This window comes from Flavobacterium sp. FlaQc-49, from assembly GCF_044005985.1.
Lineage (GTDB): Bacteria > Bacteroidota > Bacteroidia > Flavobacteriales > Flavobacteriaceae > Flavobacterium > Flavobacterium cupriresistens.
Window position 1 is genome coordinate 206,403 of sequence record NZ_JBIPCS010000002.1, and the last position, 17,938, is coordinate 224,340.

18 protein-coding genes are annotated in these 17,938 nt (G+C 33.6%); 14 read left to right on the top strand and 4 right to left on the bottom strand.

Going from position 1 to position 17,938, the window contains the following annotated elements; all coding sequences use genetic code 11:
* The first annotated feature begins 172 nt into the window (after positions 1 to 172).
* The 5 genes from ACHRV3_RS04175 (at position 173) to ACHRV3_RS04195 (ending at position 3,580) form a co-directional block, all read left to right on the top strand.
* Positions 173 to 619, top strand: coding sequence for a hypothetical protein (locus ACHRV3_RS04175; RefSeq protein ID WP_395433419.1), 447 nt, complete (start codon positions 173 to 175; stop codon positions 617 to 619).
* A gap of 230 nt (positions 620 to 849) precedes the next feature.
* Positions 850 to 1,701 carry a TIR domain-containing protein gene (locus tag ACHRV3_RS04180; protein ID WP_395433420.1) on the top strand — a complete coding sequence of 284 codons (852 nt, stop codon included), beginning with the start codon at positions 850 to 852 and terminating at the stop codon, positions 1,699 to 1,701.
* 197 nt (positions 1,702 to 1,898) lie between these two features.
* Positions 1,899 to 2,333, top strand: coding sequence for a RidA family protein (locus ACHRV3_RS04185; protein ID WP_395433421.1), 435 nt, complete (start codon positions 1,899 to 1,901; stop codon positions 2,331 to 2,333).
* Positions 2,334 to 2,642: 309 nt separating this feature from the next.
* On the top strand, positions 2,643 to 2,972 hold the full coding sequence (locus ACHRV3_RS04190) for a hypothetical protein (RefSeq protein ID WP_230005074.1): 330 nt from the start codon (positions 2,643 to 2,645) through the stop codon (positions 2,970 to 2,972).
* Between the two features lie 173 nt (positions 2,973 to 3,145).
* Positions 3,146 to 3,580, top strand: a complete 435-nt coding sequence (locus ACHRV3_RS04195) for a hypothetical protein (protein ID WP_395433422.1) — start codon at positions 3,146 to 3,148, stop codon at positions 3,578 to 3,580.
* Positions 3,581 to 3,759: 179 nt separating this feature from the next.
* Here the strand turns inward: ACHRV3_RS04195 and ACHRV3_RS04200 are convergent, their stop codons facing one another.
* Positions 3,760 to 4,431, bottom strand: a complete 672-nt coding sequence (locus ACHRV3_RS04200; protein WP_395433423.1) for a hypothetical protein — start codon at positions 4,429 to 4,431, stop codon at positions 3,760 to 3,762.
* Between the two features lie 413 nt (positions 4,432 to 4,844).
* Between ACHRV3_RS04200 and ACHRV3_RS04205 the strand changes: the two genes are divergently transcribed.
* The 4 genes from ACHRV3_RS04205 (at position 4,845) to ACHRV3_RS04220 (ending at position 8,865) form a co-directional block, all read left to right on the top strand.
* Positions 4,845 to 5,807 carry a S41 family peptidase gene (locus tag ACHRV3_RS04205; protein ID WP_395433424.1) on the top strand — a complete coding sequence of 321 codons (963 nt, stop codon included), beginning with the start codon at positions 4,845 to 4,847 and terminating at the stop codon, positions 5,805 to 5,807.
* Between the two features lie 498 nt (positions 5,808 to 6,305).
* Positions 6,306 to 7,103, top strand: coding sequence for a DUF5694 domain-containing protein (locus ACHRV3_RS04210; protein ID WP_395433425.1), 798 nt, complete (start codon positions 6,306 to 6,308; stop codon positions 7,101 to 7,103).
* Between the two features lie 183 nt (positions 7,104 to 7,286).
* Positions 7,287 to 7,994 (top strand): DUF6090 family protein, encoded by a 708-nt coding sequence (locus ACHRV3_RS04215; protein WP_395433426.1) that lies wholly within the window; start codon positions 7,287 to 7,289, stop codon positions 7,992 to 7,994.
* 109 nt (positions 7,995 to 8,103) lie between these two features.
* On the top strand, positions 8,104 to 8,865 hold the full coding sequence (locus ACHRV3_RS04220; RefSeq protein WP_395433427.1) for a methyltransferase domain-containing protein: 762 nt from the start codon (positions 8,104 to 8,106) through the stop codon (positions 8,863 to 8,865).
* A 484-nt stretch (positions 8,866 to 9,349) separates the two neighbouring features.
* Here ACHRV3_RS04220 and ACHRV3_RS04225 read toward each other — a convergent pair whose 3' ends face one another.
* Positions 9,350 to 9,661, bottom strand: coding sequence for a hypothetical protein (locus ACHRV3_RS04225; RefSeq protein ID WP_395433428.1), 312 nt, complete (start codon positions 9,659 to 9,661; stop codon positions 9,350 to 9,352).
* A gap of 116 nt (positions 9,662 to 9,777) precedes the next feature.
* On the opposite strand from ACHRV3_RS04225, the gene ACHRV3_RS04230 reads away from it, so the two are divergent.
* On the top strand, positions 9,778 to 10,014 hold the full coding sequence (locus ACHRV3_RS04230) for a helix-turn-helix domain-containing protein (protein ID WP_047775585.1): 237 nt from the start codon (positions 9,778 to 9,780) through the stop codon (positions 10,012 to 10,014).
* Positions 10,015 to 10,148: 134 nt separating this feature from the next.
* Here the strand turns inward: ACHRV3_RS04230 and ACHRV3_RS04235 are convergent, their stop codons facing one another.
* Positions 10,149 to 10,940, bottom strand: a complete 792-nt coding sequence (locus ACHRV3_RS04235) for a DUF5995 family protein (RefSeq protein WP_047775583.1) — start codon at positions 10,938 to 10,940, stop codon at positions 10,149 to 10,151.
* Positions 10,941 to 11,215: 275 nt separating this feature from the next.
* Between ACHRV3_RS04235 and ACHRV3_RS04240 the strand changes: the two genes are divergently transcribed.
* The 4 genes from ACHRV3_RS04240 (at position 11,216) to ACHRV3_RS04255 (ending at position 16,444) form a co-directional block, all read left to right on the top strand.
* Positions 11,216 to 11,971: a helix-turn-helix domain-containing protein gene (locus ACHRV3_RS04240; RefSeq protein ID WP_395433429.1), complete on the top strand. Its 756-nt coding sequence runs from the start codon at positions 11,216 to 11,218 to the stop codon at positions 11,969 to 11,971.
* A 60-nt stretch (positions 11,972 to 12,031) separates the two neighbouring features.
* The gene (locus tag ACHRV3_RS04245; RefSeq protein ID WP_395433430.1) at positions 12,032 to 13,195 is read left to right on the top strand and encodes an FAD-dependent oxidoreductase; all 1,164 of its coding nucleotides are present in this window, start codon (positions 12,032 to 12,034) and stop codon (positions 13,193 to 13,195) included.
* 239 nt (positions 13,196 to 13,434) lie between these two features.
* Entirely contained in the window at positions 13,435 to 15,738 is a 2,304-nt protein-coding gene (locus ACHRV3_RS04250) for a DNA topoisomerase 3 (RefSeq protein ID WP_395433431.1), read from the top strand.
* A gap of 229 nt (positions 15,739 to 15,967) precedes the next feature.
* On the top strand, positions 15,968 to 16,444 hold the full coding sequence (locus ACHRV3_RS04255; protein ID WP_047775575.1) for a DUF6265 family protein: 477 nt from the start codon (positions 15,968 to 15,970) through the stop codon (positions 16,442 to 16,444).
* A gap of 166 nt (positions 16,445 to 16,610) precedes the next feature.
* On the opposite strand, the gene ACHRV3_RS04260 is transcribed toward ACHRV3_RS04255, so the two are convergent.
* Positions 16,611 to 17,774, bottom strand: a complete 1,164-nt coding sequence (locus ACHRV3_RS04260; protein WP_395433432.1) for an MFS transporter — start codon at positions 17,772 to 17,774, stop codon at positions 16,611 to 16,613.
* Positions 17,775 to 17,938 lie beyond the last annotated feature (164 nt).

Genomic DNA, 17,938 nt, shown 5'->3' on the forward strand with positions numbered 1-17,938 from the left:
TGCAGTAGTTTTTAAGAAAATAGAAATTTCTGATCACCTAAAAAAAGACCGTCTCCATCTAAGATCGGTATAATCTTTTTTTTAGAGACTTATGGTTTTCCGTAAAGTATTGAAATTAAAAGGAATTACTTTTAAAAAACAATTATAAACCAGAACTAAAAATTAAATCAGTATGAAATCAATCTTATATTTTTCACTTCTTATTATTCTAATCATTGGCTGTAAACACGAAGAACAAAAAGAAACGGATTTAGAAATAAAAACTCAAGTTCAAGAAATTAAAAAAGTTGAAAAAGTACTCTTAAAAAATTTCACTTATGAAGATATTGCCAGATATACAATGGCTTCGATTATGGGACGACCAACGAAGACAATTAAAGTAATAAAAAAAGACGAATTGTATTTCGTGTCCTACATTAGAAAATCTGACGATCAAAAATTCGATTACAAAATAAAGTTTGACGGAAACAAAATTCTTTGGGCTAATCTTGATGGACGATGGAGAAATTCAAAATATGATGAAAAAATAACTTTTGCCGAAAAAGAAAACAAAGTACATATTATTCAAACCTTCGATGACAATTCGCAAAATATTAAAGAATTTAAAAAGGGAGATTAAATCCTATAGTCAGATTTCATTTTCTTTTTTTTACTAAAATCAGGTATTTATACGTGGTGATTAATTTGAATTAAAGGCGATGTTTGTTTTTATAATTAAATCAAAATATTGTAAATAAATTATTCCGTCTAATCTTTGCGATATAGATTACAAGCTTAATTATATATCTTCTTTAGTAATAATATATTGGTTTTTTAATTTAACATTATCGAAAAAATAAAGCATTAATTATGAAAATATTTTTAAGTTGGTCAGGAAGCACAAGTCATCAAGTTGCCATGAAACTAAGAGACTGGTTACCTTCTGTAATACAAGTTGTTGAACCTTATGTATCTTCTGAAGATATAGATAAAGGAGCAAGATGGAGTACTGATATTTCAAAAGAGCTTGAAGATTCCGCATTTGGAATATTATGTGTAACAAAAGAAAACATAAATGCTCCCTGGTTACAATTTGAAGCTGGAGCGTTATCTAAAAAACTTGACAAATCATATGTTAGTCCATTTTTATTTGATATTAAACGTTCTGAAATTAAAGGTCCTATTTTACAATTTCAATCAACAATAATAGATAGATCTGATATACTAAAGTTAGTGAAAACAATAAATAAAGCTTGTGGAGAAGAAAATCTAAAAGATGATAGATTAGAAAAAGCCTTTGATGTTTGGTTTCCAAAATTAGAAGAAGAATTATCAAAAATAAAAACAATAGAGGTTGAAAAAGAAACAACTAATCCTCTAGATAATAAAAATCAAGAAATTTTAGAAGAAATACTTGAATTATCAAGATCAAATCAAAGATTATTGACTTCTCCTGAATCGATTTTACCCTTAAATTATTTAGACTATGCTATAAATAAAGCTAAAGATTCAGACAGAACACAAGATTTTTATAAAGACCAGGCAATGGTATTGAAAGATATGGAACATTCTATATCAAGATTGAGAGAGATGATAAATTATTATAAATCTGAAAATAAAAGCATTGACGAAGAATTTGAAAAGAACTTTTCAAGGCTTTACGAAATACAGGATTATTTAATTTCTATAAACAGAAAGGCTAGACGTTCTAGGACAATTTAACAAGCTTCCAACTCTTCGAAATGTTCTTCCAATACTGTGATCGCTGTGCGAAGTCTCCCGACTTCGCACATACTGTTATATTCCACTACAACTTTTTTCGCTCATTGTGACGACTGGTACAAAGTAGGGAGACTTCTAACAGCTTGAGTTAACCAAATAAAACCTTAAAACAAACTTCAATTAAAAAACAAACCATTATGAAATATTTCCTTTTACTTCCTTTTCTATTAATTTTCACCAAAAACTTTGCACAAGAAGCTAAAATAAAAAAAGAAAAATGGCATTGGAACAATGAGGCAAAACAAGATACCGATATTGGTTATACTCAAGTTTTAAAAGTTGACAATGTTCTTTACATTTCCGGTGCTGTAACAACCGAATTAACTCCTGAAGGAATCACAGCTGTCTATAACGATTTAAAAGCGTCACTATCAAGTTATGGTGCCACATTTGAAAATGTTGTAAAAGAAAATTTATATACAACAGATATAGAGACAATGAAAAAATACAATAACGTTAGAAAAAAATTCTATAATGGTGATTTTCCTGCTGCTACATGGGTTCAAATAGTACAATTGTACCTACCAAATGCAAAATTAGAAGTTGAATTGATTGCGCATCTACCAAAATAATTTGATTCAATTGGGATTTCAGCGAACAAATAGATTTCGCAAAGTTCAGATTGAATACGAACTTATTTTCTTTCCTCATAAACGTCCTCAGCTTTGTTTTCTACTTGCAAAACTTACTTTGTCAGTGCGCTATTGCTCGGGTATGCATAGTGGGGGAAATTCATTTTTAAGAATATAAAACAGAAACTAATTTGGTCTAATATCGAAAACCGGACACTCTTTCCAAACAATAGCTATAGAAAATAAAAGTGGAGTTCAGAAACCACATAAATAAACGAGAATTAACTAAAGATTGTAAAAATTAAAATTATGGAAACAAAAATGGAAACACCTAAAAAAACAAGTAAAGCGAAAACAATCATTTCAGCAATAATTTTTATCGGAGTTATATGGTATTTTTTTGGAGGCGGAATGGATAAACAAGTTGCTAACGATATGCAAAAAATAGAGAATCAAGTTGCTTTGGATGCTGAACAACAATATGAAATAGCAAAAAATGGAGGTGATAAAATGCAAACTTATGTACAAGCAAGTTTGGTAGCTGCAGCATATTTACAAGCAAAAGATGAAGTCAATTATAATAAATGGAAAGCTATAGAAAAAGAAGACGCTAAAAATGCGGGAATACCAACTGAATAAAACCAGTCAGCTGTGCGAAGTCTCCTGACTTCGCACACACTGCTATATTACACTACACCTTTTTTTGCTCATTGGAAGAGGTACGAAGTCGGGAGACTTCGCACAGCAGCGTTAAATAGCTTTATTAGTGTAACTATTCCTAAAAGGTACTTTTTAAAATTAAGATAAAAAATATGAAAAAACTTATTGGCCTTTACGGAACTTCAAATGTCGGAAAATCTCAAACAATCAAATTGGTTTATAAAAAACTTCATGAAAAATTTCAAGGCTTTATCTTTCATGAAGACTTTGAACAAATAACCCACGAAAACGGAGATATTTCAGTTATCGTAATAATAAATAACAAAATAATTGGAATTGAAAGTCAAGGCGACCCAAATTCAAGAATATTTTTTTCACTACCAATATTTGCAAAATTAAAATGCGATATTATTTTATGCGCAACAAGAACAAGAGGCGGAACAGTTATTGAAGTTGAAAAACTAAATAATGATTATGAAATAATATGGATCAAGAAAAATTGGGAACAAGAAAAAGCAAAACATAAAATTGAAAATGAGAAAATTGCAACTGACATTTTAAAAATAATTACAGAACAATTAAAATAAAAACTAATACCTGCACCAGCTTTTCAAAATGTTCTTTAAATATTGCAATCGCTATTCAAAGTCTCCTGAATTCGCACACACTGCTATATTACACTACACCTTTTTTTCGCTCATTGGAGGGGGTACGACGTCGGGAGACTTCGCACAGCAGAGGTCTATTTAAAAATTTAATAATGTTTTTATGTCAAAAATGGTGGTACTAATGGATGAAAATTTAAATAATAGTCTTTCATTTCTTGTGTCATAAGGTTCATAATAAAACTATCTTGCTCATTATCTAAAAAGCTTTGAAGGGTTTTATAAGGTTTAAAAAATATATCTGAGTTTGATGAATGTGCACTAAAAGAACCGTCACTACCATGACCAAAAAGAATAAAATCTCCCTTTTCAAATCTCCCGATAATGTCACCATCTTCATCAATCATCTTTTTATTACTCAAATCAAATTTTTTAGAGCAACCTCTAGTCGGTTGATCATTGTTATCATACCCGATACCTGCAATATAATCTCCATTCTTATTGAAAACTTCTTTACTATACAGATTACTTAATTCTCCATTTTTAAAATAATTTCTTCTCCAAACATTATATTCATTTATTACTTGTAAGTCATTCATAATTCCCCAACGATGTGATGGATCTATTTGTGAAATTACATTAAGAATATCCTCAGAAGGATTCATATAATATACTCCTTCATTAATGACCCCTTTGCTAAAATAGTGGAATCTTGTTTTTAACTTATCCGTATTTGAATCATAGACTAATTTAAAATGTTCTGATAAATTGTCTTTTTGTTGTTCTGTTATTATTGAACCAAAAGAGTCCTTATATTCTACTTTTGTACTCATTTTTTATTTTTAAAATAAATTCTATAAACGATAAAATACCGCCCGCTATTGCAAAGGCAACGTTCGTAAACACAGTATTTGAATCATTTTACTTTTCGCAACGGAAAAAGTAATCACAATCGACATACTCACGACAAACTCGAACAAATATAGATTAATACTTTTCAAAACAAAAAAAGTCTAATCATGCAGATATACCAACTCCGCTAGTACGAGCATTCCAATCGTGTACACAACCTGACTTCCCAAAGCAGAGCCTTAGTCCGAATTTAAAGATGGTTTTATAATTGAATAATTTGTGCATAATTGAAAAAACCCGCATCTTTGATTCAAACCACCGCGAACGCGAACGTCCCGCTCGTGAACGCAATCTAGATAAAAACTAACACTAAAAGAATAACAAAAAAACCAAAATGAAAAGAGTAACACTACTAGGACTATTAGCTTTGTTAACATTCACCACTAAAACTTTCTCCCAATCAAAACCGGATTCTTATTTAGAAAAAGCTATTGCTATAATGGAACAAAACTCGGTCAACAAAAAGAAAATAGATTGGGCAAAAATAAGAACTGAGGCCAAGCTTGAAAATAACAAATCGAATTCAATACAAGACACGTATCCAATTATCAAGAATATTTTGAATGAATTGGGCGACCAACATTCGGGCTTTTATGAACCTCAAGTGGTGGAATTCTATTTAAAAAGATACAAGGACAGCGGTTTGCCTTTTCCTTATGCAAAAGACAGTATAATAAACGACAAATATGCCTATATTACCATTCCAGCCATTGGAAATCTAAACCAGGAAGATTGGGAAGAATATGTGAGTTCTTTTTACAAAAAGATTAAAAAACTGGAAAAGATAAATCCAAAAGCCTGGATAATTGATGTAAGAGAAAATGATGGAGGAATGTTTTCGCCCATGTTTAAATCCATTTATCCTTTTTTAGATGCTGTAAATGTGGTGGGTTCAATAGATAATTCGGGAGAAATTGGTTACTATAGCAACACCAATTCGAACATCAATTTTAACAAAACTGTAATTGCGACCTTTCAAACACCGGATATAAAAATCAAAAAAAAGAACAGACCTATATACATTTTAACGAGTAAAAAAACAGCGAGTTCGGGAGAATTTATTGTTGCCAGTTTCAAAGGACAAAAAAACGTAAAAATAATTGGCTGCAACACACAAGGATTAACTTCCGATAACTCAGAATTCAGACTTATCGATAATGCAATTTTAAAAATAACAACGGGTATTCTAATGGATCGAAACAAAACAGAATATCGTGAAATTGGAAAAGGAATTGCTCCAGATATTCAGGTTGAAACAACGGGTTTAAAAAATTACATCGAAAAAATTACTAAATAATAATATTCGCGTTCCGCTCGTGAATACAGTTAAAATAAAGGCTAACATTAAAAAAAGTCACGAGCGGGGCACAATGGCTCAACGTCATTAAATTAAGGATTATCAAAAAAGTCTCATGCAGATTTTAGCGGGATAGAATAAAAAAAATCCGCAAAATCCGCAGAATCTACGTGAAAAAATTTTAAAACTTAATGACAGTACGCAAGATCTAGCCGAAAGAAATCTTATTGACTCACTTTACACAATACCATAGAAGAAATATGTTTACAAAAATCCAAATGTTGAATGTTTTTCCAACAGAATAAATTTAGAAGAAAAATATCTAACAAAAAACAGTCTCGAACTGCCGTTACAACTCAGCTGTGTTTTGTACTTACAAAATTTGTGCATAATGGAAAAAACTCGCATCTTTGATTCCAAACCTCGTCTAGCGTCAGAACGTTAGCGGCTATTAATACCTCAACAACCAAAAAAAACAACCAAAACAGAATAAAATCTATGAAACTATTACCGTTAATTTTTGCTTTAAATTTTGGACTTATCACATTCGGACAAACTCAGAAAACAAAAATTTTATTAATTGGAACTATCCATTTTGAAACCCCACATAAAGATAGTTTTGAACTAAAAGTGGACGATTTTTTTAGTGCTAAGCGACAAAATGAATTAGAAGACTTAACAAATGTTCTATCTCAGACAAAAGCGACTAAAGTGATGATTGAAAGACCATTTGAAAATCAACGTTCCAGCGACAGTTTGTATCATTTATATTTAACCGATCATTATAAACTTACCGTTTCAGAAAGAGAACAAATTGGCTTTAGGCTAGCAAAAAAATTAAAATTAAATCAAGTAAACTGTATAGACAAATTTTATGGGTTACACGATAGTTTAATGGCTGCGACCGCAAAAGAAAATAATCAACTTTATATACTAAAAGATTTAGGGACTCAAGCAAATGCAATGCTAAATGATTATAATAATAAAGTAAAAAAAAGCACCATAACCGAAGTCATAAAATACGTAAATAAACCCGAAGAGTTAAAAAGAAATTTATCCATTTATCTAAAGTTTTTAGCAAAGATTGGTGGAGGTAAAAATTATGCAGGAGCACAATATGTATCAGAATGGTATTTAAGAAATCTTGCTATTTATTCAAATATTATAAATCAAGTTGAACCTTCGGACAAATATGTCATTTTAATTTTTGGACAAGGGCACATTCCAATAATAAAACACTTTTTAGAAAACAACGATAACTTTGATGTTGTGGAACTTAAGGACGTATTAAAATAAAGTCGCGAACAGCCCTTTTAAACGAGTTACAATTTAGTGGAATTACTGTTTCTTATCCAATTTTCGTTCAGCCGAAAACGGAGCGTATACGAATTCTCAGTCGTTTCAAAGTGGCAAAATGTTGTGCGTCACTTTACAGCAGCAGAATAACGAATAAACATTTAAAATTACAAAACTACAAAGATGCAAGACGAAATAATAAAACACACAAAAAAAATATACTCAGAGATGAACAATAAAAAACATTCCTTCAAAGAAAAAGTAAAAGAAATACTTACTGAAATTTTAATTATTGTATTTGCAGTTTCACTTTCAATATGGCTTCACTCTTGGAGCGAAGAAAAGCATCAACAGAAAGATGCACAAAAATTTTTAGTGGGATTGAAAGGAGATTTACAAAATGACATTTCGAACCTGGAAAACACAAAAAAGTTATTAAGTAAAACGCAAAAACAAATAGATTTTGTTTTACATCTTACACCAAAAAAAATAGACAGTATTGAAGCGAATCATAAAGAGATTAATTCAGGTACAAATTTCATTAATACCTTAATAAATAATGGTAGCTATGAAGGCTTCAAATCTAGTGGAAAAATAAATACTATTGAAAATCAAAAGGTAAGAAATAAGATTTTGAGTTATTATCAGCAAACTATTCCACAAATAGCAATTGTCGAAGTTTCATACGAAAGACTTATTTCAAGATATGTAGATTTATTAATATCCGGAAAAGAAGATGAAGATATTAATACAACTGTATTGAAAAAGAAGACAAAAATTGTTTTATCGGGACTTAGTAAATTCACCCAATATAGTCAAGAACCTTATCAAAACGCAATTAAGGAAGCAAAAGAAATTATAAAAGAAATTGAAGCAGAAGAGGCTAAATAAAAAATGATATCTTTAGTCTTTTGTGCTATTTTTATTAAAATCATGCAGCAGCGGTCTAGTTTTATAAGACATATATACTAGTTAGCATCAATTGTAAAACGACAAATAAATGGACATAGTAAAACATAATAAATTAGCTTGGGACAATTACGTTGACAAAAAAGACCGTTGGACAATTCCTGTTTCAGACCAAGAATTGGAAAACGTAAAAAACGGAAATTGGAGTATCGTTTTGACACCTAAAAAAGCGGTACCTAAAAATTGGTTTCCTACTTTAAAAGGTTTAAAAATATTAGGACTTGCCTCCGGTGGTGGACAACAAGGTCCAATCCTTGCGACCTTGGGTGCAGACGTAACCATTTTTGACAATTCCGAAAAGCAATTATTACAAGACAAAACGCTAAGCGACAAATTCGACCTTGACATAAAAACTGTTCAAGGAGATATGAAAGACCTTTCTGTGTTTGCAGATAACTCATTTGACTTAATTTTTAATCCTTGCTCCATACTCTTCGTTGATGATGTTTTGCCCGTTTGGAAAGAATGTTTTCGAGTTTTAAAACCCAACGGAATTTTAATGACGGGTTTGATGAATCCAATTTCGCTTCAGCTTGACGAAAAAAACTTGAAGTTAATTTACAAGCAACCCTTTTCAGACCTGCATTCATTGCCGACAGAAGAATTAGAAGAGTTGAAAAAAAACAAGGAAGCATTACTATTTGGACACAGTTTGACAGATCAAATTGGTGGACAACTAGAAGCTGGTTTTACAATAACTGCAATGTTTGAAGACTCTTGGGGCGGAGAAAATAAAATGGACGAATTTTTACCTGCATTCATTGCGACAAGAGCTATAAAACCACAAGAGTGACAAAACAACTGCTGCTAACGGGCGTTTGACAAAAAAGCGGGTTATTGAATGAATTGCATAAAATGACCCACTAGTTAACCAACGAAAACTGACTGTAGGACAAGGAATTGTCAAACAGCTACGTTGCAACGAAAAAAAAAGTTTTCTAAAAATTGAAATAAAAAACAGAAAAGATATGAATAGAAAAATCATAGCCTACTTTTTAATATTTGCAAGTTTAATTTTGCTCATTTTCAACATAAGTGAATTAAACTTTGACAACTTAAAAGAAAATCGATACGCAAGTATTGTTTCAAATTTGTTATTAATACTAGCAATGATTTTCACAATTCGGGATATCAATAAAAAGAAAAATGTATAAAATTTTAAGTCCTGTATTTGATAGTGCATGTGCTTGAAAAATTTATGCTTCGAGAAAAGACTTGCATATTTAATCCTCAGTTCTTCGAAGTGTTCTTCCAATACTACGATCGCATAGTATCAACTACAAATGACGTTTATTTAACTCATCCAACAACTCCATCTCATCCTCCGGTAGAAGCTGCAATGCAAGTTCAAGTAAAGATATGACATCAATATCAGAACTGTTTGACAAACATTCACCATCATTTTTAAGCATAAAGATACTTGCTTTAAGAAGATTTGAAGCTATTAGATTTAATTCCTCATAACCGGACACTTTTACTGGTACACTAAAGGAATTATCAATCGTATTCTCTTTTAACTTCGTGAAATATTTTGTCTTATTCATCAATTCTGAAAATTCTGTAACTGGCTTATTATTTTGTACTTCCATGATTAAATTAAATTATATTTCTACTAATTGAAAAACAAATATACAAAAAATCGGTTACAAACAACCGATTCTTTACAATCCCATAAAAACAATCTATTACTTGTAATTTCATTTCCATGAAAAGAACAAGAAAAACTGAAATTCCGGAAGTTGTAAAACAACTCGGAATCAGAATAAAGGATATAATAGAGGACAATCAATTAAAACAAAGAGAGGTTGCTCATGAAGCTGAAATGGATGTAGAAAATCTAAGGAAATACATTAAAGGTTCACAAGAAATGAAGATAAGTACTCTATTTAAAATTGCTCAAGCTTTAAAAATAAGTCCAAGTGATTTCATTAAAGATTTATAAAAGACAAATAATTTCAATTCACCACCAGCGTCAGCATACCACTCGTAAACACAATAAAACATTAAAAATAGTCACGAGCGGGACGCTCGCGCTAGCACAAGAAAACTTAAAAATCTTTCTGTTTTTTACTAAAATCAACCAGCAGCACAATCCACCTTTTTTAGCTGGACAATCTGCAAATCGATTATTTTCTGAGCCACAGTTCCTTTTTCGAACAAACGAATGAATTTGAAAATAGCACTAACAAAATACCCGGGGTTTGAAACCAATCGAGCAATTTCTGTGATTTTTTTATCTCTTAGTTGGATACAGGCTTCCGTTTGATTTTCGGGAAGTGCTACAAATTCGTTGGCAAATTTCCAGGCACCATCTCTGGCGACTTCCATACTAAAATCAATAAAGAAGTTGTCCATTTTGCCGGTCCATTTTAGTAAGATCGTCAGCGTTGGCCAAATTTTAATTAAACATTGTTCGACGTTTCCTACCAGACTGCTCAGAATACCGTTTATTTTATCAAAATCACCTTTTAAGTCTCCGATGTCATCTACTGTACTGACCTGAGCTGCGGCTACTCCTAAATCCAGATTCACATGGGCATTAATTCCAAGCAATAAGTGTTGAACCACTATGGGCCAAAATTTTTCTGCTTGTTGAAACGAAAATTCCCAACATTCGGATGGCTTTTCTTTGGCTTTATATTGGTAATAAGCCTTTATATAGCGATTGGCAAAAATGACATCGAGTTTTTCCATTCGCTCTCCGTTCTGAAAAGAATGATCGGCGATGCCTTCTTTTATTCTTACCGTAACTTCACGATACAACATAGTAAACAAACCTATAGCGCTTTGTTCTACTTTTGATATTTCTATTATCTCATCCAATAACTGAATGACCTCGTCTATAGTAGTGGCTTGTTTTATATTCATTGTAATGGGTTGTGGTTAAATTAGCAACAACGAATATAATTCTTTTAATCTGTTAAAGCCTATTATTTTGAAGCAATTATCTTGTTATTTTTTCTACTTTTAATATTCAAATAATAACTAAATCCATTACATGTAATTGCTTTACAGCTTACCATACACCCGAAAATATTTCGTTGGTAACTCACTCCGGAAAAATGTATCTTCATAAAAAATTGGAATACCAGCAAAAGTTTTCCAACTTTACAGAACGGCACATTATTAAAAGAATAGACCATATGAACAACGACTTCTATTATAAATTCATTCTGCCGGACCAATCCATTAGCGATTTTGTAGAAAATATTGGAATGTTTCACAATCCGTCTGATAAAGCAAAAGAAGTTGTTCTAATGCCTGATGGAAGAGTTGATTTATTTTTTATGAAATCTCAATCAGACTCTTTTCATAGTACGCTTATCGGTTTGGAAACAGTACCGGAGCAGAGAACCATTCCTCCACAGACTCTTGCCTTCAAAATTAGTTTTAAGCCGTTGGGAGTCGAATATATTTTACAAACTTCTATTGCTGCTTTTTTAAACAGTGCCCAAAATCTACCTCCGGATTTTTGGGAATTTAATGCCGCTGACTTGAAAGATTTTGATGCCTTTCATAAAAAAGCAGTACAAAAAATAACAACCCTTTTACCAACTAAAATTGACGAAAGAAAACGCAAGCTGTTTGAATTGGTTTACGCATCAAACGGCGAAATAAAAGTCAAAGAACTTTCTGAAAAAATAGCCTGGAGCAGCAGAGAAATCAATCGCTATTTCAATAAACAGTTTGGACTTTCTTTAAACGCATTCTGCAAAATTTTACGTTTTAAAGCCTCCTTAGCGCATATTGCACAAGGCAAACTTTACCCCGAATTAAACTTCGCGGATCAAACCCACTTTATCAAAGAGATCAAAAAATTCTCAGGTGTGGTGCCCAGTGAATTATTAAAAAATAAAGATGACCGATTTGTACTATTATCCGTTCTGAAACAGCAATAATTTTGTTCCGACCGAGGCCGATAAGCCAAACGGAATAAAATTAACGGAATACGATACAAAATGATACTACAAAATGAACAAGTCGCGATCATTGGCGGCGGTCCTGGCGGACTTACATTGGCAAGACTTTTACAATTGCAAAACGTAAATGTAAAAGTATACGAAAGAGATTTTAATAAAGAAGCACGAGTGCAGGGATCACCACTGGATCTGCATGACGATTCAGGGCTGGCAGCGATTAGAAAGGCCGGTTTATTGAACGAATTTAAAACCAATTTTCTTCCCGGTGCCGACAAAACACTGATTGTAAACGAACATGCTGAAATATTTTTCAGTGACCACGAAACAAATGGTCAGGAGGATTTTGGCAATGAACATTTTCGTCCTGAAATCGACCGGGGTTCATTAAGAAAAATATTGCTGGAATCTTTACAACCGGAAACGGTAGTCTGGGACAGTCATTTTATGGCAATGGAAAAACAAAATAAAGGCTGGCTATTGCATTTCAAAAACGGTTTGTCAGTTTATACCGATATTGTAATTGGTTCGGATGGTGCCAACTCAAAAATACGCCCTTATATTACTGACATCAAAGCATTATATTCAGGTATAACAATGCTTGAAGGAAATATTTACGAATCTCAAAAAACCGCTCCTTATATTTCATCCCTCCTAAATGGCGGAAAAATAATGGCCTTTGGAGATACTCAAAATCTATTACTAGGACAAAAAGGAGACGGAAATCTTGGTTTCTATGCCAGTTTTAAAACCGATGAAAACTGGTCAATAACCAGTGGATTGGACTTTTCTAACAAAACACAAATACTGGAATGGTTTAAAAAAGAATATCCGGAATGGAGCAGCATTTGGTATGAATTATTTCAAAATGTCAGTGTACCATATATCCCTCGTCCTATTAATTACATGCCCTTAGATCAGACTTGGGAAACTTTGCCTAATGCCACCTTAATTGGCGACGCTGCCCATGTTATGCCACCCTTTGCAGGTGAAGGTGCTAATATGGCCATGCTGGATGCGTTGGAATTAAGTGAATGTTTAACCTCTGATCAACATGAAAATGTACAGGAAGCACTCTCTTTTTATGAAAAAAATATGCGCAAAAGAGCTGCAAAAGCAATACAAGAGTCCCTTGAAAACGGTGAAAAAATGCATTCGAAAGACGCTTTAAAAACAATGTTAGACTTTTTCAAAGGAGAAAACTAAAAGCAAAGATGACTTTCACATCAACCTAAAGACAGTCCAAATACGAGAAACTTAGTGTATCTCTTCGAAAAAGAACTATGTATCTAAGTCTCTTTAACGCAAAACAATAAATACTTTAAAGTCCAGCTCCTCACATGCCAAAAAACAAAAAAACTTACAGCCTTTGTGGCTTTATGGCAAAAAACTTCAATACCAATTTCTAAATCCCTAATTTTACCCCTTCAAATTAGAAGGAGAAAATGAAGGTCTGTATTGCTGAAAAACCAAGTGTAGCACGAGAAATCGCATCCGTTTTGGGTGCCAATACCAAACACGATGGCTATTACGAAGGCAATGGTTATGCGGTGACCTACACCTTTGGGCATTTATGCACCTTGAAAGAACCCAACGACTACAAACCCCATTGGAAAAGCTGGGATTTGAACAATCTTCCGATGCTTCCTGAAAAATTTGAAACCAAAGTGGTACAGAATACGGGAATTCAGAAGCAGTTTAAAATCATAAAAACCTTATTTGACAAAGCCGAAGTAGTGATCAACTGCGGGGATGCCGGGCAAGAAGGAGAACTCATTCAGCGTTGGGTGATGAATGAAGCCCATTATAAAGGTGAAGTACAACGTTTATGGATTTCGTCCCTAACAACCGAAGCAATAAAAGAAGGTTTTGAAAACTTAAAGCCATCAGCCAACTACGATAATTTATTTTACGCCGGATTTTCCAGAGCCATTGGTGACTGGTTATTGGGTATGAATGCGACCCGTTTGTATACCGTAAAACATGGTGGTTACAAACAGGTTTTGTCTATTGGACGTGTGCAAACCCCAACACTGGCAATGGTTGTAGATCGTTTTAAAGAAATTGAAAACTTTAAACCTCAACCCTACTGGGAACTTCAGACTTTATACCGAGAAGTGCTTTTTAGCTATGAGGAAGGTCGCTTTTTGAAAAAAGAAGATGGAGAACATTTAGCGAATAAAGTTAAAGAAAGTGAATTTGAAATTGTTTCTGTTGAAAAAAAGAACGGAAATGAATACGCTCCCAAATTGTTTGACTTAACAGGATTACAGGTTTTTTGCAATACAAAGTTTGGATTTTCGGCAGATGAAACACTGAAAATTGCCCAAACCTTATATGAACAAAAAGTAATCACCTATCCCAGAGTGGATACGACATTTTTACCGAATGACATTTACCCGAAAGTGCAAGGTATCTTGCAAAAACTGACGGATTATGCGGCACTAACTCAGCCCGTTTTAGAAAAGAAAATCAAAAAATCACCTAAGGTTTTTAACGATAAAAAAGTAACCGATCACCATGCGATTATTCCAACCGGGATTCAAAGCAATTTGCAATACAATCAGCAACAGGTCTATGACATTATTACCAAGCGTTTTATTGCGGTGTTTTATGATGATTGTTTGGTTGCCAATACGACAGTAATCGGAAAAGCCGCCGAGGTAACTTTTAGAACTACCGGAAAAGAAATCTTAAAAAAAGGATGGAAAATTGTTTTCGAAGATCCTAACGGTAAAGAAAAAGAACCCGATCTGTTACCTAGTTTTGTTGTGGGTGAAAAAGGGCCACACGAACCATCATTTCTGGAAAAAGAAACCAAACCGCCGAATCAGTTTACGGAAGCAACTTTGCTGCGTGCCATGGAAACCGCCGGAAAACAAGTCGATGATGAGGATTTACGCGAGTTGATGAAAGAAAATGGTATTGGTCGTCCGTCAACACGGGCAAATATTATTGAAACGCTTTTTAAACGTCAATACATCGTTCGAAATAAAAAACAGGTTTTACCAACACCAACAGGGATTCAGCTTATAGAAACCATTCAAAATGAGTTGATAAAGTCGGCTGAACTTACCGGTTCCTGGGAAAAACAACTGAAAGATATTGAAAAAGGCACTTTTACCGCTGCCGCTTTTATTCGAAACATGAAACGTATGGTGGAAGCTTTGGTCTATGAAGTCCGAAGTGAAACCAAACATGCTAATATCTCGCATGTCGCCAATGTTCCCAAACCAGTTGCTAAAGTAGAAAAAAAGAAAGCTGCCGGAATTGCGGCAGAAGTTTGTCCAAAATGTAAAAAAGCGACACTTATAAAAGGAAAAACGGCTTTTGGATGCAGTGAATACAAATCGGGTTGTGATTTTGTATTGCCTAATGTTTTTGCCGGAAAAAAAATAACGGAAAGCCAATATTTGAGATTACTTCAAAAAGGCTCAACAGTAAACATAAAAGGATTTAAAGACGATTCGGGAACGGTTGAGGGTTTAATTCGTTTTGAAGAGAACTTCAAACTCAAATTAGAACCAAAGAAAACACCATCAAAGCCGACATCAGAGACCACAGCAGATTCTTTGACGTGTCCAAAATGTAAAAAAGGGACGATTCTAAAAGGAAAAACCGCTTATGGTTGTGGTGACTATAAATTGGGTTGTGATTTTAAAGTGACTTTTGATGATGTCAGAATCAAACTCGGAGACAATAAACCAACTAGAGAATTGGTTTATTCTATCTTGTCTGAAAGCGTTTAATACAAATAGTATTTTTTTGCCACAGATTAGAAGGATTAAAGTGATTTCTTTTTGCCACGAATTACATTAGTTTTCTCGAATTGTTTCTATGATGGTGCGGGTAAAATCATTTTAATCCTGTAATCTGTGGCATTCTTTTTCATGATTAATTCGTGTAAAATTATGCAATTCGCAGCAATCTTTTTTTTACTAACTTAGCTCATTAATCTAACACTAAATATCTCTAAATATGTTTCAGAAAATTACTCTTTTAGCGCTTGTTCTAGCCTCTGTTTCCTGCCAGAAAAAAGCAACTGTAGAAAAAGACAAAATCAAAGTAGCCGACTGGCTTATCGGAAACTGGGAGAATAAAAATCCGGATGGTGTACTTACCGAAAACTGGCAAAAACTAAACGACAGCACTTTTAGCGCTGCATCGTATTTTATAAAAGGAAAAGATACTATTCATTTTGAAAGCATCGTTTTGGCGCAATTAGGCGAAACCTTAACCTACAAAGCAACTGTAAAAGGGCAAAATGACGGTAAAGCGGTTTCATTTCCTTCTACGATTTCAAACGAGAAACAATTGGTTTTTGAGAATCCAAAACACGATTATCCTCAAAAAATTACTTATACCAAAGGAGCCAATAATACTATGACAGCCGAGATTTCCGGGAAACTACAAGGGAAATTGACTACGGAAAGGTTTATTATGACTAAGAAGTAGCTCTTTTTTTTGTGAAATATTTTTTTCTGTACCATTGTCAACCTGAGCGGAGTCGAAGGCTTGTTAGATAAAAGGGGGCTTCGACTTCGCTCAGCCTGACATATGGGGAAAGAAAACTTTGTGTCTTTGTGTCTTTGCAACTTTGTACCTCAGCAACTTTACTCCTTTACTCCTCTTCCTCTCCGATCTTATTAACCATCAAAATCATAAGTCCACCTAGAAGGGCCATTATCAGAAAAGCCCATTTCATGCTTAGATATTCTGAGATAAAACCAACTATTGGCGGCACAAGTAGAAATCCGAGATAACCTATTGTTGATATTGAAGTTAAGGCTGATCCGCTGCTTAATTTTGATGATCTTCCCGCGATACTAAATACCAGCGGCACAACGCAGGAAACCCCCACTCCGATTAAAACATATCCAAAAATCGTTGGATAGATATAAGGTAGCAAAAAGCAGATTAAAAATCCCACAGTGATAAAAACACCGCTGTTTAATAAGATATTCTTAATCCCGAATTTTGTTACGGCATAATCTCCCAAGAAACGTCCTAACGTAACAGCGGTCATAAAAAACACAAATGCTGCGGTGGTTAATTTGGGAGAAGCGTGTAATATATTCTGGAAATAAATCCCGCTCCAGTCGTACATGGTGTTTTCGCATGCCATGGAGACGAAGCAAATCATGGCAAACTTAATCAGGTTTTTTTCCGGCATAGAAAAGAATTTCTTTTTCTCCGGAACCGGTTCTGTATGAATACTCAGCGGGTAAAAACAAGCTGTAACGGCTAGCATCAAAATACTAACGCCCAACAAATGCTGAGACGGATCGATGTGCTGCGTTACCATTACATAACCCAAACCCGCACCGGCAAATCCGGCTAGGCTCCAAACCGCATGAAAACGCGTCATAATTGATTTTGGATACAGTTTTTGCACTTCAAGAGCTTGCGCATTAATCGATAAATTGAAAATATTCCGTGACGCTCCAAAAACTAAAAGTATAATAATTAGCTGCCACACAAAAGCAGCAAAACCAGGCAAAGCCAATACAAGGTTAAACATCACCGCTCCTAAAAGCATGATGTAACGACTGCTGTATTTGTTTAATAACTTTCCTGTAAAAGGCATTGTCAGCATTAAACCAATTGGGAATGCAAATAAAACAGCTCCAAATTGGGCTTCAGTCAAATGTAATTGTGCTTTGATGTGTGGAATCCGGGACGCCCAGGAAGAATATCCAAATCCGGACAGGAAAAAAAATACGGTATTGGCCAGTCTGTATCCTTTAGGAGAATGGCGAAGTTTATCAAAATAGGCTTTTATCATCGATTGTATCTGCACTTAATTAAGTTGCAAAAATAAGACTTTTTTAATCCCTGCCTAATGCAGTTGTAAAGACGATTCTTACTTTAATTACTGCAAAATCAACATTTAACAATTTCATCACCAAATTTTAAAGAATTACAATTGTTAAAATAATATTAATTTTT

Excerpts from the sequence above, each read along its gene's own strand:
- ACHRV3_RS04175 (WP_395433419.1), top strand. The coding sequence starts at position 173 with ATGAAATCAATCTTATATTTTTCACTTCTTATTATTCTAATCATTGGC.
- ACHRV3_RS04180 (WP_395433420.1), top strand. The coding sequence starts at position 850 with ATGAAAATATTTTTAAGTTGGTCAGGAAGCACAAGTCATCAAGTTGCC.
- ACHRV3_RS04185 (WP_395433421.1), top strand. The coding sequence starts at position 1,899 with ATGAAATATTTCCTTTTACTTCCTTTTCTATTAATTTTCACCAAAAAC.
- ACHRV3_RS04190 (WP_230005074.1), top strand. The coding sequence starts at position 2,643 with ATGGAAACAAAAATGGAAACACCTAAAAAAACAAGTAAAGCGAAAACA.
- ACHRV3_RS04195 (WP_395433422.1), top strand. The coding sequence starts at position 3,146 with ATGAAAAAACTTATTGGCCTTTACGGAACTTCAAATGTCGGAAAATCT.
- ACHRV3_RS04200 (WP_395433423.1), bottom strand. The coding sequence starts at position 4,431 with ATGAGTACAAAAGTAGAATATAAGGACTCTTTTGGTTCAATAATAACA.
- ACHRV3_RS04205 (WP_395433424.1), top strand. The coding sequence starts at position 4,845 with ATGAAAAGAGTAACACTACTAGGACTATTAGCTTTGTTAACATTCACC.
- ACHRV3_RS04210 (WP_395433425.1), top strand. The coding sequence starts at position 6,306 with ATGAAACTATTACCGTTAATTTTTGCTTTAAATTTTGGACTTATCACA.
- ACHRV3_RS04215 (WP_395433426.1), top strand. The coding sequence starts at position 7,287 with ATGCAAGACGAAATAATAAAACACACAAAAAAAATATACTCAGAGATG.
- ACHRV3_RS04220 (WP_395433427.1), top strand. The coding sequence starts at position 8,104 with ATGGACATAGTAAAACATAATAAATTAGCTTGGGACAATTACGTTGAC.
- ACHRV3_RS04225 (WP_395433428.1), bottom strand. The coding sequence starts at position 9,661 with ATGGAAGTACAAAATAATAAGCCAGTTACAGAATTTTCAGAATTGATG.
- ACHRV3_RS04230 (WP_047775585.1), top strand. The coding sequence starts at position 9,778 with ATGAAAAGAACAAGAAAAACTGAAATTCCGGAAGTTGTAAAACAACTC.
- ACHRV3_RS04235 (WP_047775583.1), bottom strand. The coding sequence starts at position 10,940 with ATGAATATAAAACAAGCCACTACTATAGACGAGGTCATTCAGTTATTG.
- ACHRV3_RS04240 (WP_395433429.1), top strand. The coding sequence starts at position 11,216 with ATGAACAACGACTTCTATTATAAATTCATTCTGCCGGACCAATCCATT.
- ACHRV3_RS04245 (WP_395433430.1), top strand. The coding sequence starts at position 12,032 with ATGATACTACAAAATGAACAAGTCGCGATCATTGGCGGCGGTCCTGGC.
- ACHRV3_RS04250 (WP_395433431.1), top strand. The coding sequence starts at position 13,435 with ATGAAGGTCTGTATTGCTGAAAAACCAAGTGTAGCACGAGAAATCGCA.
- ACHRV3_RS04255 (WP_047775575.1), top strand. The coding sequence starts at position 15,968 with ATGTTTCAGAAAATTACTCTTTTAGCGCTTGTTCTAGCCTCTGTTTCC.
- ACHRV3_RS04260 (WP_395433432.1), bottom strand. The coding sequence starts at position 17,774 with ATGATAAAAGCCTATTTTGATAAACTTCGCCATTCTCCTAAAGGATAC.